At 71.8% G+C, this 13,686-nt stretch carries 11 protein-coding genes and 1 pseudogene; 3 read left to right on the forward strand and 9 right to left on the reverse strand.

The window, feature by feature from the left end:
• Positions 1-80 precede the first annotated feature (80 nt).
• Positions 81-1,949: a DUF1996 domain-containing protein gene (locus ACZ7CF_RS00300; RefSeq protein ID WP_470368422.1), complete on the reverse strand. Its 1,869-nt coding sequence runs from the start codon at positions 1,947-1,949 to the stop codon at positions 81-83.
• Positions 1,950-2,377: 428 nt separating this feature from the next.
• Here ACZ7CF_RS00300 and ACZ7CF_RS00305 point away from each other — a divergent pair.
• Positions 2,378-2,545: pseudogene (locus tag ACZ7CF_RS00305) on the forward strand (hypothetical protein); the annotation flags it as partial.
• 149 nt (positions 2,546-2,694) lie between these two features.
• On the opposite strand, the gene ACZ7CF_RS00310 reads toward ACZ7CF_RS00305, so the two are convergent.
• Together ACZ7CF_RS00310 and ACZ7CF_RS00315 are read right to left on the reverse strand one after the other, a co-directional pair.
• Positions 2,695-3,333 carry an NAD(P)-dependent oxidoreductase gene (locus ACZ7CF_RS00310; protein WP_470368423.1) on the reverse strand — a complete coding sequence of 213 codons (639 nt, stop codon included), beginning with the start codon at positions 3,331-3,333 and terminating at the stop codon, positions 2,695-2,697.
• A gap of 23 nt (positions 3,334-3,356) precedes the next feature.
• A complete protein-coding gene (locus ACZ7CF_RS00315) occupies positions 3,357-4,721 on the reverse strand; it encodes an MFS transporter (RefSeq protein WP_470368424.1) in 1,365 nt (454 codons plus the stop codon).
• A gap of 148 nt (positions 4,722-4,869) precedes the next feature.
• On the opposite strand from ACZ7CF_RS00315, the gene ACZ7CF_RS00320 reads away from it, so the two are divergent.
• Positions 4,870-5,559 (forward strand): TetR/AcrR family transcriptional regulator, encoded by a 690-nt coding sequence (locus ACZ7CF_RS00320; protein WP_360387999.1) that lies wholly within the window; start codon positions 4,870-4,872, stop codon positions 5,557-5,559.
• Positions 5,560-5,606: 47 nt separating this feature from the next.
• Here ACZ7CF_RS00320 and ACZ7CF_RS00325 read toward each other — a convergent pair whose 3' ends face one another.
• Both ACZ7CF_RS00325 and ACZ7CF_RS00330 read right to left on the reverse strand, forming a co-directional pair.
• Complete coding sequence (locus ACZ7CF_RS00325; protein ID WP_470368425.1) at positions 5,607-7,334, reverse strand: alpha/beta hydrolase; 1,728 nt, start codon at positions 7,332-7,334, stop codon at positions 5,607-5,609.
• 91 nt (positions 7,335-7,425) lie between these two features.
• Complete coding sequence (locus ACZ7CF_RS00330) at positions 7,426-9,513, reverse strand: putative bifunctional diguanylate cyclase/phosphodiesterase (protein WP_470368426.1); 2,088 nt, start codon at positions 9,511-9,513, stop codon at positions 7,426-7,428.
• A gap of 145 nt (positions 9,514-9,658) precedes the next feature.
• On the opposite strand from ACZ7CF_RS00330, the gene ACZ7CF_RS00335 reads away from it, so the two are divergent.
• Positions 9,659-10,183, forward strand: a complete 525-nt coding sequence (locus ACZ7CF_RS00335) for a mycothiol transferase (protein ID WP_458434429.1) — start codon at positions 9,659-9,661, stop codon at positions 10,181-10,183.
• Here ACZ7CF_RS00335 and ACZ7CF_RS00340 read toward each other — a convergent pair.
• Genes ACZ7CF_RS00340 through ACZ7CF_RS00355 form a run of 4 tightly spaced genes read right to left on the reverse strand, consistent with a single transcriptional unit; the run spans position 10,162 to position 13,674 of the window.
• A complete protein-coding gene (locus ACZ7CF_RS00340) occupies positions 10,162-10,962 on the reverse strand; it encodes an NAD(P)H-dependent oxidoreductase (protein WP_470368427.1) in 801 nt (266 codons plus the stop codon). The genes ACZ7CF_RS00335 and ACZ7CF_RS00340 overlap by 22 nt on opposite strands.
• Before the next feature lie 54 nt (positions 10,963-11,016).
• Positions 11,017-11,871 carry a TauD/TfdA dioxygenase family protein gene (locus tag ACZ7CF_RS00345; protein WP_360387988.1) on the reverse strand — a complete coding sequence of 285 codons (855 nt, stop codon included), beginning with the start codon at positions 11,869-11,871 and terminating at the stop codon, positions 11,017-11,019.
• A complete protein-coding gene (locus tag ACZ7CF_RS00350) occupies positions 11,868-12,662 on the reverse strand; it encodes an ABC transporter ATP-binding protein (protein ID WP_470368428.1) in 795 nt (264 codons plus the stop codon). The genes ACZ7CF_RS00345 and ACZ7CF_RS00350 overlap by 4 nt, the downstream gene beginning before the upstream one ends.
• Positions 12,655-13,674, reverse strand: a complete 1,020-nt coding sequence (locus ACZ7CF_RS00355; protein WP_470368429.1) for a taurine ABC transporter substrate-binding protein — start codon at positions 13,672-13,674, stop codon at positions 12,655-12,657. The genes ACZ7CF_RS00350 and ACZ7CF_RS00355 overlap by 8 nt, the downstream gene beginning before the upstream one ends.
• Positions 13,675-13,686 lie beyond the last annotated feature (12 nt).

Consider the following 13,686-nt stretch of genomic DNA (forward strand, 5'->3'; position numbering starts at 1 on the left):
AGCACCTGCGAGGCGGGTGGTGCTCCGCGGACGTGAAGTCCGGGGAGCACCACCCGCGCGTGGGCGAGCTCAGCCGGAGGTCACTCCCGGCACTTGCGGCCGTCGTTGACGCACTTCACGATCTTGTTCATCGTCTGCTCGGAGTTGACGTTGGCGAAGTCGTTGTGGTCGGAGAACGGGTTGTGGTTCTCCTCGGGGAACGCGTCGAGCTGGTACTGGCCCTTCTGCTGGACGTCGCGGGAGATGTCGTAGGAGATGCTGATCCGCAGCTGCGGGATGGCCTTGAACCCCTGCGGGCACGCACCGGTCTGCTTGTCGGCGAACCGGACGTGGTCGCGGTGGTTGGCGCTGTCGGCGTTCTGACCGTCCCAGCAGCCCGCGAAGTCGTGCACGCGCATGACCTTGCTGCCCTGCGGGCAGACCACGTACTTGTCGGACAGCCGGTCCTCGAAGCCGCTGCAGGTCCACGTCGCGCGCGCGTTGGCCGGGCCGCGGCTGGTCGGCTTGGCGTCACCGGTGACCATCTTCAGGAACTTCGGCATGCCGGTGACCTTGCTGGTGGCGTTGCCGCGGTACTCGATCTTCACCTGGGCCGGTCGGACGATCTTGCCGACGTTGCCGACGAGCTCCAGGTTGCGGCCGGTGGGAGCGGCGAGGGGCGGGGCGGTCGTGGTGGTGGCACCACCGTTGTTGCCCCCGTTGTTGTTGCCGTTGCCGTTGTTCCCGTTGCCGTTGTTGCCACCGTTGTTGTTGCCGCCGTTGTTACCGCCCTGGTCGCCGCCGTTCAGGCCGCACCGGGCGAGGCGGTCGAGCCCCTGCGGGCGTTCGCCGTTGCGGCCGATCGCGATCGCGATCCGGTCGAGCGTGGCGACGCGCTTGTCCTTCAACGGCCCCAGGATGGCGTTGTCGACGAAGTTCGGGCCGCCCTGGCCCTTGGTGGTCACGATCCGCTGGTTGGCCTCGGCGATCTGCTTGTCCAGCAGCGCGAGGTTGCGGTCCACCTCCTCGATCGCCTGGTCGGGCACGCCGGGCAGCGCACCGCGGACCGACGGGCACTTGATCGTCGGCGTGGCGGCGTCCTGCTCCTGCTGTTGTTGCTGCTGCTGGGACATCCCCTGGCCGGAGAACTTGCGCGGCGCGGTCGAGTGCCCGTTGTGGCCGCCGCCACCGTGGTTGCCGTGGCCGAAGCGCACGTCGCAGTCGGCGAGGTTGACCAGGTTGGGCTTGCGCGCGGACCGGCCGATGGCGATGGCGATGCGGTCGAGGGTGGCCACGCGCTTGCTGCGCAGCGGGCCGAGGATCGCGTTGTTGACGAAGTTCGGGTCGCCGGGGTTGTCGGTGCGCGCGACGCGGTCGTTGGCCTCCTTGAGCTGCTGTTCGAGCAGCTGGAGGTTCTTGGTCACCTCGTCGCGGACCCGCTGCGGCACAGCGGGCAGGCGGTCGGCGACACCGGGGCAGGCGACCTCGCCGGGACCCGTTTCCTTGATCTTGTCCGGGCTGGAGCCGGACGAACCCGGGTTGGCCTTGGGGTTGATGCGCACGACCGGCCAGAAGTAGGACGAGCGGTCACCGTTGCGACAGGTGGTCTCCGCGTCCTCCAGGCTCTCGTCGGACGAGTCGGCGCTGATGGACAGGTTGCCCACGAAGTCGTGGACGTGCTGCGCACCGTGCTGCAGACCCGGCTGGGCGACCGGGTTGTCGGCACTGAACTTGCCGTTCTCGTTCGTGCCGCAGTCCACCGTGAACACACCCGCGGCGCCGTTCTGGCCGACCTTGGGGTTCACCACGTTCTTGTTGACCTGCTCGATGGGCACGAACGCACTGCGCGGCGCCGGGTCACCGTCCTTCGCGGCCAGTGCCACGGTCGCGGTGCCCGCAGCGACCACCGCGACCGCTGACAAAGACGCGATCAGGCGGAACTTCCGTCTGTCGGCTTCACGGTGCGTCATGCGTCCTCCTCGATCATGCGGTGCATGACCAGGCATACGTACGGTGGCCCGTCTTGGCTCAACCGTGATTGAACTTCCACAAGCCGGTGACCCGCACCGGCACCTCGGCCCAGCTGCTCGACGGCGAAGGCGTCCTGACGGTCAAGCAGGTGCGCGACGGCCGCGTGCTCGCGGTCGTGCGCGGCACCGGCGCAGCACCCGTGACCACGACCGCCGTCGCCGCACCGACCACCACGACGACGAGCGCGGGCCAGGCCGTGGGTTCCGGCGACTCGGCCGGCAGGTGGGAGCACGGACCAGGCGACCCGAACGGCGCCCGCCTGTGGGACGTCACCGACCCCGCGCACCCCCGCCGGCTCGGCGACCCGCTCGTGCCGCACAGCACCCTGAGCTCCGTCACGGCGCAGTTCGCGCCGTCCGCCGACATCATGGTGACCGGCGGCGTCTCCGGCGGCGTGTTCCTCTGGGACCTCGGCAACCGCATCCTGCCCCAGCAGCTGGGCCCGGCGCTGACGGACAACGGTGGTGCCGTGCACCACCTGGAGTTCTCGACGTCCGGCGACCTGCTGGCGACGGCCGGTCACAACGGCGCGTTCGTGCTGTGGGACCTCGCGCCGACGTTCGAGTTGCGCGGCAGGGTGGACGAGACCGCGTGTGCTGTCACGGGCGGTGGGCTCGACCGTGAGCTGTGGAGCCGGTACGTGCCGGACCTGGAGTTCCAGGAGACGTGCCGAGAGAACGCCCCTCAGTGCGCCAGGGTGGGCCACCGCCGCGACCACCGGTCCTCGGTGGCCGCTCGCACGACGAACCGGGCGAGGTCGTCACGGTTGATGGTGGTGCCACCCCTGGGGTTCTCGGCGTCGCCGACTCGGTGGTTTCCGGCGAGCGGTGTGTCGACGATCCGCGCGGGGCGCACAGCGGTCCACCTCACCGTGCTGCGTTCCAGAACGGTCTCCATCGCTTGCATGTCACCGTAGAGCTCGCGCATGACGGTGCGTGCGACCGCGCGATACCACAGCGGGTGGTGGGGGTCGTCGTGGCGCACACCGCTGGAGGAGAGCACAACGATCCGGTCGACGTCGTGCGCGGTCATCGCGGCCACGAAGTGACGTGCACCGGCGGAGTACAGGCCGTTGGCCCGGTGCCCGGACGGTCCGATCGCGGAGACGACGGCGTCCTGACCGGAGATCGCGGCGTGCACGTCGTCGTACTTGCGCACGTCACCCCTGACGATCTCCAGTTCTGACGCCGTTCCTCCCAGCGCGAGGCGAAAGGCGCCGGGATCGCGCACGACGCACCGGACGCTGTGGCCGGCGTGACGGGCTTGTTCGACGATGGCACGTCCGGTGGCGCCGTTGGCGCCGAAGACGACGATCTTGCTCATGGCGTTTCCTCGCGGTGGTCGGGTCAGTGCTCGGTGTCGGCAGCGGTGCGGGGCAGCAGCGGCACGGCGGCCAGGCAGGCGACGATGACGCCGCCGACGACGAGGAGCGTCGTGGTCATGGCGGAGGTGCTGCCGCTGGTGGTGATCAGCGCGAGGAAGACGCTGGTGACCGTCGCGGAGCCGATGCCGTTGGCGACCTGCTGGACGGCGCTGAGCGAGCCGCTGGCGGCACCGGCGTCCTGTGCTGCCACGTCCCCGAGGGCGAAGGTGAAGATGGTGCTGAAGCAGATGCCGGCGCCGAGGCCGATCACGGCGGTCGCGATGGCGTTGTGCCACCACGTCGCGTTGCCGTCGGCCACGTTCACCACCAGCAGCAGGATTCCCGTGCCGGCGAGGGTGGTGAGCAGTCCGCCGAAGACGAGCTTGCGGCCCAGCTTGGGCAGCAGCGCGGTGCTGATCCCGGAGCCGCCCATGATGCCCGCGGTGAGCGGGATCAGGTTGACCGACGTCGCGGTCGGCGAGAAGCCCAGGGCCAGCTGGAAGAACAGCGAGATGACGTACATCAGGCCGCTGAACGCCGCGAACACCAGCAGTCCCATCACCAGTCCCGAGGTGAAACCGCGGTTGCGCAGCAACGAGCGGGCCAGGAGCGGCTGCTCACCGCGGGCTTGCAGGCGGCAGAAGACGGCGAAGAGGACGACGCCCGCGGCGGTGGTGCCGATCGCGAGGGCGCTCCAGCCGTCCTCGGACCCGGTGATCAGGCCGAAGAGGAAGGCGAAGAGCGAGACGGCGAGCAGCCCGCTCGCGGCCGGGTCGACCCGGGCGGTGCGGTCGGCCTCGACGGCCGGCAGGAAGCGGAACGCCAGCACGAGCGCCACGCCGCCGACCACGACGTTGATCAGGAAGATGGGCCGCCACCGCAGGCCGAACAGGTCGGCGTCGATGAGGACGCCGCCGAGCAACGGGCCGGCGACCGCGAAGACGCCGAGCATCGGCGCGAAGAGGCCGAAGGCCTTGCGCAGCGCGTCCTTCGGGAAGGTCGCGGCGATGATCGCCATGCCCTGCGGGATGAGCAGCGCGCCGAAGACGCCCTGGGCGACCCGTGCGCCGATGAGCATGCCGGGACCGACGGCGAGCCCCGCCACCGCCGAGGCCAGGACGAACCCGGTCAGGCCGACCAGGAACGTCCGGCGCTGCCCGAAGCGGTCGCCGATGCGGCCCCCGACGACCAGGAGGGCGCCCAGCGCGAGGGCGTAGGACGCGCCGAGCCACTTGATCAGGCTCGGCCCGGCACCGAGGTCCGCGACCACGGACGGCGCCGCGACGTTGGCGATGGTCGCGTCGATCAGGTCCATGGCGTCGGCGAGCAGGACGACGAGGAGCGTCATCGCGAGCGTTCGCCTCGACGCCCTGACGGGCGGTGGGACTGCGGAAACAGACATCGGCGTGCAACTCTCGTTCGCAGCGGTACTGACGAACGCGATCGTAACGAACATGTTCGTCACGATCCAGTTCGGCGGTTGCTATGCTGGTCACATGGCCCGAGAGATGCCGGTCAGCCGCCGTGAGCGGCCGGCGAAACCCGCGTTGACCCGTGACGGCATCGTGGACGCCGCGATGGCGATCCTCGCGGCCGAAGGCGCCCAGGCCGTGACGATGCGCAAGGTCGCGGGAGCGCTCGACACCGGTCCGGCATCGCTCTACGTGTACGTGCGGAACGCCACCGAGCTGAGCTCCCTGCTGATCGACCGGCTGATCGCAGCACTCGACCTGACCTGGGACGGGACCGAGCCGTGGCGCGGGCGGCTGCACCGCGTGCTCGCCGACTACTCGACGATGCTGGCGAGCCACGCGGGCATCGCGCGGTCGGCGTTGTTCGTGTGGCCGGACGGACCGCACTACCTCGACCTGATCGAACTGCTGATGCGCCTGCTCACGGCGGCGGGCGTCGAGCCGGAACCGGCGGCTCGGGCGACCGACCTGCTGCTGCAGCAGGCCACCGCGGCGGCCGCGGAGTGGGACGGCCGCCGGGAGAACGGCGGGCAGGACCTCAGCGACCTCGTGAGCACGCTCGAGTCAGCCGACCGGGAACGGCACCCGATGCTCGCCGCGCTCGGTTCGGCGATCTTCGTGCGCGGCAGCAACGAGGAGCGCAGCGCGTGGATCGTCGACACCATGTTGGACGGGATTCTCGCGTCGCAAGGGGCTGACCGGCCCGCGCGGTAGGCCGGGCAGGGCCGCCTCGGCACCGTCCCGCCACGCGCCCACCGCGGTCAGCGCAACGGCCTGTTGACGTCGCTGATCATCGCGCGCACGGACGCGCGCAGCGCCGGGAGCGACGGCCGGGGAGCTGTCGCCGCGGTGACGGCCGGTGCGGAGCCGACCGGGCCGGGGACCGGGTGGACCTCGGTCTCGTTCGGCAGCGGCACGCCGGGGCAGGTGATGTTCCCCGGCCGGGAGCCGCGCAGCAGGAACACGTTCACCGCGCCGTCGACGCAGGGGTCGTCCTCGAAGCCGTACTGGCCGTGGAACGGGCTGTCCGCCACGGACACCAGACTCACGCCGGGTGCCGCGCGCACCGCGGACCTGGCCTGCTCGTACCCGGTCTGCGGGTCGAGCTCGCCCTGCACGACCAGCACCCGGCCGGCCACCTCCGCCGGGAGCACCGGCAGCGGCTGCTGCGGCGCGTCGGACCAGAAGGCGCACGGTTCGCCCAGGCCGTACTGCCAGCCGAAGAGCGGGTACCGCGGTCCCTGCCGGTCGGACAGGCGCCGGTACCAGGCCGCCGAGCGGGTCGGCTGGTCACCGCACGCCACGGCGTAGCGGGTCGCCGGGACGTGCAGGTAGTCGGACGGGTCGTCGGCGAGTGCCGCTGCCACCACCGCTGGGGTCAGCGACTCCAGCAGTGTGCCGAACACCGCGCGGGACTGCGCGTCCAGCTGCGGTGCGAGAGCGGAACCGGTCGCCGCCGGCGTGGTCTCGCCGTTCGCTCCCCGCACGCCCAGCACGAACACCAGCGCGCCCAGGACCCAGCGCAGCGTCGAGCCCATGCCCGTGAAGATCGCGTCGAACTGGTCGGGGCTGGTGCCGGCGCCGGCGTAGAACCGGCGGGCGCGCTCCCAGTTGGCCGCGGCTTCCGCGGGTGTGGTGCCGGCCTCCGGGAACTGCCGCGTCATCCACGGCAGGAACGAACCCTCGAACATCCGCTGGTTGATCTGCGGCCACGCCTCGAACGCGGCCTGCAGGCGGCCCTGGAAGTCGGTGCTGGAGTCGAGCACGACCTTGCCCGCGCTCTTCGGGAACAGCGACGCGTACTTGGCTCCGAGCCACGTGCCGTAGGAGTAGCCCAGGTAGTCCATCTTGGACTCACCGAGCAGCATGCGGAGCAGTTCGACGTCGTGCGCGGTCTGCCAGGTCGTGATGAACGGTGTGATCGCCTCGCTCTGGCAGGCCTCCGCGACGGCACGCGGCTGCTTCAGGTGCTCGGTGGTGCTGTCCGCCGAACGGTCACGCGCGTCGAGGTCCGTGCGCGGCGACAACCGTCCGATCGGCACGTCGCACGTCTCGGGCAGCTCGTCCGGCGCGGTGCCGCCCTCCCTTCCGGTCCCGCGCGGGTCCATGCCGATCAGCGCGTAGCGCTCGTGCAGCCGGGGTTGCAGGGCCGCCAGCGAACCGGGCAGCGACGTGCCCTGCGCGCCGGGGCCACCGGGGTTGAGCAGCAGTGATCCGAGGTGTTCCCCGGACGCGGCGACCCGGCTGATCGAGACGACCAGGTCCCGGCCGGTGTCCGGCGCCGCCCAGTCCCTGGGCACGGTCATGTGCGCGCACTCGGCGGGTAACGCGTCGGGTTGCGCGGTGAACGCGCATTGTCCCCAGCTCAGTTGTTGTCCGGCGTACCGGGAGAACGGGTCGGGTGCGGCGTCGGCGGGCGCGGTCGTGAGGGTGAGGACGAGGGTGGTGACGACGGCGGGCACCACGGCGGCGGTCGAGCTGCTGCGCACGGCAGTCCTTTCGCGACGGGGATTCGGGCGCCACCCATCCGACCAGTCCCCGCGACGCGGCGTCTACGGCACCTCGTACTTTCGGCCGGGCTCAGCGCGCCGGACCCGGTGCCGCACCAGGTCCGCTGTGCGCGGCGGACGTCCGAGCGTCCCAGTCGGCCACGTCGGCCGGCCTGCCGAACAGGTAGCCCTGCGCGTAGGAGCACCCGGCGTCGCGCAGCCAGTCCGCCTGCTCCGGCGTCTCGATCCCCTCGGCGACGGTCTTCGCGTCCAGCACGCCGGCCAGCGCGATGATGCACCGGATCACGCCCTCGGTGCGGCCGTTGTCGCCCAGCTCCCTGGTGAACGTCCGGTCGATCTTCACGACGTCGAACGGGTAGCGCTGCAGGTAGCTCAGCGACGAGTAGCCGGTGCCGAAGTCGTCCAGCGCCACCCGGATGCCCGCCTCGCGCACCGCGACCAGGCTGCGCATGGCCGGTTCGTCGGCCCAGACGCTCTCGGTCACCTCGATGGTCAGCCGGTCCGGCACCAGCCCCGTCGTGGCGACCACCCGGTGCAGCCGCGGCAGGAACCCGGGGGTCGACAGCTCGCGCGTCGAGACGTTGACCGTCACGCCCAGCGCGCGTCCCTCGGCGTTCCACCGCACGGCCTGGGCGCACGCGGCTTCGAGGACCTTCTGACCGAGCGGCACGATGAGCCCGGTCTCCTCGGCCAGCCCGATGAACGCGTCCGGCCCGAGGAGCCCCTGTCCGGGACGCTGCCACCGGACCAGCGCCTCCGCGCTCGTCACCGCGTTCGTCGCGAGGTCGACGATCGGCTGGTAGTGCACGACCAGCTGGTCCTCGTCCACCGCGGTGCGCAGGTCGGCCTTGTCGCGTTGGCGGGCGAGCGCCTGCTCCCCCATCTCCCGCCGGAAGAGGCGGACCCGGTTCCCGCCCTCCCGTTTCGCGACGTACATGGCGGTGTCGGCGTCCCGCAGCAGCTCGTCCGCACCGGCCTGCGACACCGCGACGCCCACGCTCGCCCCGAACGGTTCCGGGGCGCCGTTCAGACCGGTCAGCACGGCTTTCGCGAGCCGCACGGTGTCGCGCACGCCGAACCCCGGCGCGACCACGGCGAACTCGTCGCCGCCGAGCCGTCCAGCGACGGCCTTGGCGGGCAGGGCGGCGCGTATCCGCGCGGCCGCCGCCTTGAGGTACCGGTCGCCCACCTCGTGCCCGTCGGCGTCGTTGACGTCCTTGAACCTGTCCAGGTCCACGACGAGGAGCCCGACGAGGGCGTTGGCCCGCACCGCCTCGCCCACGAGGTGCAGGAAGTGCGCTCGGCTGGCCAGGCCGGTGAGCTCGTCGCGCTCGGCCCTGTCGCGCAACGCCCGTTCCCACAGCCGGCGTTTGCTCACGTCCACGGCGGCCACGACGGTGTGCTCGGCTCCGTTCTCCTGCTCGACCGGTCCGGTGTGCACGGCGAGCACCAGCCCACCGGCCGTCTCGACCTCGACCGGTCCGGCCGCGGTCGCGCACCCGTCCGCGCACCGGGTGATGCCGGCACCGTGCGGGCAGGGCACCGTGCTGCCGCCATCGTCCCAGCCGAACAGCCGGCGGGCGCTTTCGTTGTGCAGCCGCGGTGTTCCGTGCTCGTCGAGGAGGGCCAGCCCGATCGGGGTGGCCTGGAGCAGCGCGTCCACGGTGCGGTTGGCGGCTTCCTGCGCCCGGACGGCGCGAACGGTCTCGTGCAGGGCGAACGCCCCGATCACCAGCCCCAGCAACGGCAACACCGCGGCCAGCACGACACCCGGCTCGGCCCGGCCGGGCCCGGCGAACGACACGCACACCCCGCCCACGTACCCGCCGAGCCCCAGCAGCGACCTCACCGGGTAGCGCCACGGACCGCCGTGCAACGCGCGCCGTGTCGTCGTGCCGAAGAGGAACGCGAGAACGGGCTGCGGGGCGGGGAGGACCACGGCCGCGCCCGCCGTGACGACCCCTTCCACGACCGCGACCACCCAGCCGTCGCGGTGCGGCCGCAGCCACCACGAGCCCAGCACCAGCACGACCAGCGCGGCCAGGGGGAAGCGCACGGCTCCGTCGCCGGCGAACAGCAGGTTGCCGGCCAGCGCGGCGCCACCCAGCCACGCGAACGCGGTGGTGAGGAGTCGAACCGCGCGCAACGGATCTGTCACGCTTGATGCCCCCAGGGGTTCGACTGCCCAGTCCCAGCGGAATGTGCACTATCGGCGGGAAAAAGCTTACGGTGCAACCGCCGTTCGGGTAACCGGGGACAGGTGGAATCGGGTGCCACCGCGGGTATTCGGGGCCATGACCGAGATCAGCCCGATGGACGTGCTGCTGGACGGGTTCGACCGCGTCGAGCAGGCGGTGGCGCGTGTCCTGGAAGATCTGTCCACCGAAGACCTCGCGCACCGCCTCGGCGGCTCCGCCAACTCGATCGCCTGGCTCGTCTGGCACCTGACGCGCGTGCAGGACGACCACGTCGCCGATCTCGCGGGCACCGAGCAGGTGTGGACCGCGGACGGCTGGGTGGAGCGGTTCGGCCTCCCGCTGCCGGAGGAGGACACCGGCTACGGCCACGACGCCGGCCAGGTCGCCGCGGTGGTCGCGACGGCGGAGCTGCTGCTCGGGTACCACCGAGCCGTGCACGAGCGGACGCGGGCCTACCTGCGCGAGCTGGAGCCGGCGGAGCTGTCCGCGGTGGTCGACGAGTCGTGGGACCCGCCGGTGACCCGTGCGGTGCGGTTGGTCAGCGTGGTCGAGGACGACCTGCAGCACGTCGGTCAGGCGGCCTTCGTGCGCGGGCTGCTGGCCGGTGGTCAGTCGCGATCGGCCAGGTGAATCCCGAGGTCGGTGCGACCAGGCGCCAGGTCCTCGCGCAACGCGCGGGTGCCCGCGTACTCCCCGTCCCGCAGCCGCCGGAACAGCCGCGGCCGTTCGTCCTGCACTCCGCCGAGCCTGGTCACCAACCGCTCGACCTCGCGTTCCACCTGCTCGGCGCCGAACGAGTCGGCGTCGTGCACCACGTGCAGGTCCAGTGCCTCGATCCCGATGTACCAGAGCACCCCGTGGGTGATCGGGAACAGCAGGGAGTCGAGGTCGCCGCTGATCCCGCGCGGCCCGATGGAGCGTTCGTCCTCCCCGGCGGTGACCACGACCAGCGCCTTGCGCCCGCCCAGGCCGCCGTCGCCGTACCTGCGGGGCACGCCGAGCTCGGGATCGAGGTCGCCGTAGGCGAAGCCGCTGGTGAGCACGCGGTCGAACCAGCCCTTGAGGATCGCCGGCGGGCCGTACCACCACAGCGGGAACTGCACGACGAGCAGTTCGGCCGCCGCGACCTTGGCCTGTTCCTCCAGGACGTCCGCGGGCAGCCCGCCGTCGGCGTAGACCTGGCCGACCAGCTCGGAGATGTTGCCCGGCCGGTCGGCCAGGTCGCCGAGGTCGCGGCGGGACAGCACCGGGTCGAAGCCCTGGGCGTAGAGGTCGGAGACGGTCACGTCGTACCGCTGGGACAACGCCTTGGTCCCGGCCTGCAGGAGGTGGTCGTTCAGCGAGTCGCGGCGCGGGTGGGCGTACAGCCACAGGGCGGTGTTCGGCGTCGGCGGGTGAGCGATGGTCATGACAGCCAGTGAAGCCGCGGACGACGGGACGCGGAATAGGCGGGCGTCCGGCGCTCATGCGTGCGCGTTCACCCCGGCGGGCCGGTCGCCGCGGAGGGTGATGCGGTGCATGACGCGGTGCTGGTCGCCGTAGTCGTCCACGGCGAGGTGGGCGGTGCTGCGGTTGTCCCACACCACGACGTCGCCGGGCGCCCAGCGGTGCCGGACGCTGTACTCCTGGCGGCCGATCACGGCGAAGAACAGGTCGAGCAGGGCCCGGCTCTCCGCCTCCGACACGTCCTTGAGGTGCGTGGTGAAGCCGGGGTTCACGAAGAGGCTGCGGCGGCCGGTCTCCGGGTGCACGCGCACGACCGGGTGGGTGACGGGGTCGAGCGAACGGACCCGCTCGCCCTCCCACACGTTGCCCTCGCCGGACTGCCGGACGTGCAGGAGCTCCTCGAAGTCCTTGCGGCCGTCGTGGACCGCTTCGAGCCGGTCGGCCAGCTCGCGCACCGGTGGTGACAGCCGGAGGTAAGCGGCTTCCAGGTCCGTCCAGCAGGTGTCGCCACCGGTGGGCGGCAGGTCCACGGCGCGCAGGACGGAGCCCAGCGGCGGGGTGCGGGTGAACGTGACGTCGGTGTGCCACTCCGGGGCCTTGCCGCCGTCACCGCTGTCGAGCACGTAGATCTCGGGGTGCTCGTCGTCGAGGCCGGGGACCACGGGGTGGGCCGGGGTCAGCTCGCCCAGCGACGCCGCGAACGCGCGGTGCGCGGACGGGGTCAGCCGCTGACCGCGGAACACCAGGACCTTGCGGTCCAGCAGGGCCCGGCGGATCGCGGCCACCTGCCCGGCGGTGAGCTCGTCCGCGAGGTCCACGCCGGTCACCTGCGCGCCGATGGCGATCGTCAGCGGTTCGAACGAGAGCGTCATGACTTCTCCACGAGCTGGTCGGACCGGGAGGACAGGGTCGCCCGCACCGCGGCGGACACCTCACCGCGCAGTGCCGCGAAACGGGGTGAGCCGCGCAGGTCGTCGGCCGGCACGCCGTGGCGGGGCAGGTCGACGGGCAGGCTCAGGGCGATCCGGCCAGGCCGGTCGGTGAGGACGAGGACGCGGCTGCCGAGGAACACGGCCTCGTCCACGCTGTGCGTCACGAACACGACCGACCTGCCGTCACCGGCGAGCGCGCGCACGTCCTCCTGCAGCCGTTCCCTCGTCAGGGCGTCGAGCGCGGCGAACGGCTCGTCCATCAGCAGCAGCAGCGGTCGTGCGGCCAGTGCGCGGGCGATGGCGACGCGCTGCTGCTGGCCGCCGGAGATCTCCCAGGTCCGGCGCGGGCCGAGGCCGTCGAGCCCGACCTGCGACAGCAGTTCCGCCGCCCTCGCCCTGCGGTCGGGCTTCGGGACCTTCGCCCACTTCAGCGCCGTGGTGATGTTGCCGGAGACCGTGCTCCACGGGAACAGCCGGGGCTGCTGGAACACCACCCCGACGTCCCTGCCGGGCACCGGCGGGTGGCCGAGCAGTGCCACGTCCCCCGCGGACGGGCGTTCGAAGCCCGCCAGCAGGCGCAGCAACGTGCTCTTGCCCGACCCGGACGGGCCCACGACGACCAGGAACTCCCCTGGTTCCACCGTCAGGTCCAGCGGGCCGAGCGCCGGCACGGGACCGGCCTTGGTCGGGTAGGCGTGCTCGACCCCGCGCAGTTCGCAGATGTCACGCACGTCCGCCTCCCGGCACGCGCAGCGCGGCCTGGAACGCCGCCAGGTCCGGCACCTGCTCGACCTTCTTCTGCCCGCGCAGGAACTCCGCCGTGTCGCGCAGGCGGTTCGCCAGCTGTCCCGGCGCCTGCGCGGTGCCGAAGTAGTCGGGTCCGCGTTGCTCGTCGTGGTCGAGGTAGAGGTTCTGCTCGAGCTGGGCCAGTGCGTCGGCCTCCCCGATGCCGATCTGCCGGCTGACCGCGGCCGCCACCACCGCCGGGTCGGTCTTGACCTGCTTGAGCGCGTCGTTCGTCGCGGCCAGCCACTTGTCGACGACGTCGGGGTTGGCGTCGAGGAACTCCTTGCGCGCCACGGTGAACGTGAGCGTCGGCTTGCCGGCGGCCGCGAGCTTCGCGCTGTCGGTGAGCGTCACGCCGTCCTGTTGCAGCACGCCCAGCACCGGCGTCCAGACGTAGGCGCCGTCGATGTCACCGCGCTGCCACGCGGCCTGGATGTTCTGCGGTTCGAGGTCGACCAGCGTGACCGTTCCCGCGTCCACCCCGGCCAGCTCCAGCGCGGCGAGCAGGCTGTAGTGGGCGGTGGAGCTGAACGGTGCGGCGATCTTGCGGCCGGCCAGCTCGGAGATCTTCGTTATGCCGGTGGCCTTGCGCACCACGAGCGCTTCGCTGTCGCCGATCACGTTCAGCAGCTCGATCACCTGGTACGGGATGCTGAGCGGCGGGCACAGACCGGCGGCCGCGGGGCTGCTGCCGATCACCGCGAGGTCGATCGCACCGCCCAGGAACGCGGTGTTGATGCTCGCACCGGAGTCGAACGCGGTCCAGGTGATCCGGTGGTCCGGCAAGGCCTTCTCCAGCGCCTGCCGGTCCTTCACCAGCAGCGTGCTGTCGGCGAAGTTCTGGAACGCCACCCGCACGCCCTTGCCGCCGGAGGGCGACGAGCCGCCCACACCGCACGAGGCCAGCACCGGGGCGGCGGCGAGCAGGGCGAGCACGCTCCTGCGCGAGATCGACATCGGGACTCCTCG

It is taken from the genome of Lentzea sp. NPDC036955, from assembly GCF_055608005.1.